General features: G+C 71.8%; 1 protein-coding gene and 1 pseudogene. Both read right to left on the minus strand.

Features of this window, described 5'->3' with window-relative positions; genetic code table 11:
* Positions 1–804, minus strand: an 804-nt coding sequence (locus rosag_RS25325) for a transposase (RefSeq protein WP_284352985.1), incomplete at its 3' end; no start/stop codon positions are given.
* Positions 744–992 (minus strand): annotated as a pseudogene (locus tag rosag_RS25490) (transposase); the annotation flags it as partial. The pseudogene rosag_RS25490 and the gene rosag_RS25325, both read right to left, overlap by 61 nt.
* Positions 993–1,081 lie beyond the last annotated feature (89 nt).

Below are 1,081 nucleotides of genomic sequence, written 5' to 3' on the forward strand. Positions count from 1 at the left end.
GACAGGATGACAGGGGCTCTGTTGAATCCTTCTCCGGCCGTAAAGCAGGAGCAGGTTGTGGGTGAGCACGCGGAGGAGCTGCTCCTGCGCTTGCGTGGTCGCCGCGCGGGCGGTGAGCGCGGAGCCGAGGCGCCGCTTGTCGCGCGAGAAGACGCTCTCGACCTGCTGCCGCCGATGATACAGGCGCCAAGGAAAGCAGCGCCGCATCGCGCGTCGGTAGCGCGTCCGCGGCCAGCACTGGCCGTGGGAGCGGCGGTTGAGTCGGATCGCCGTGCGGCGCACCCGGAGCTCGCGGTGACAGCACCCATGATGGGCCTCGCTGTCGTAGGCGGCATCGGCCACCACCGCCGCGAAGGGCCGCGGGAAGAGCGCGGCCGCCTGCCGCAGCGCGGGGACGAAGGCGGGGGCGTCGTTCGCCGGCCCCTGGCTCGGCACCGCGCCCAGGATCAGGTGCGACGCCGTATGCACAACGACCGTCAGCTTCGGGTACGTGGCCCGACGGTGCCGCCCTTTGGGGGCGCGACCGCCATGGAGGCCGGCGTACGCGGCGCGGTAGCGCGGCGAGTAGCGGTAGCCGTAGTGGGCGCTGACGTGGTGCGCCTCGAACCCACTGGCGTCGACCGCCGCGGTGGGGCCGCGCCCAGCGAGGAGGCCCTGCTGCGCGGCGCGCTGGACGACGGCCTGCTGCGCCCGCTGGAAGGTCCCCCTTTTTCCGCGCCGGCGAGGAGCCGGTGGGCCGCGTAGCAGAGGGTCGAGTGATCGGGCACGCGGCGTAAGCCGAGTGCGCGGCGCAACTCCGTCCACTCGGCGACGAGCGTGACCACACCCCGGTAGTCGAGCCGCAGCATCTGCTTGAGCACGAGCAGCGCGAAGAGCTGCGGCTGCGTGTAGTCGTGCCGGGACGTGGGGCAGGAGTAGGGCGGCAGCGCCATCCGGCCAATCGTGAGCGCCTCGGTCGCCAACGCCACCGCCGACTTCGTCATCGCGCGCATGCTGCACTCCGGCCGTCTCCACCGACCACCGCCGCAGCTTCCGCTCCACCGCGATCAACGATTCAACAGAGCCGATGACAGGATGACCA

Origin of the sequence: Roseisolibacter agri (assembly GCF_030159095.1) — a bacterium.
GTDB classification, from domain to species: domain Bacteria; phylum Gemmatimonadota; class Gemmatimonadetes; order Gemmatimonadales; family Gemmatimonadaceae; genus Roseisolibacter; species Roseisolibacter agri.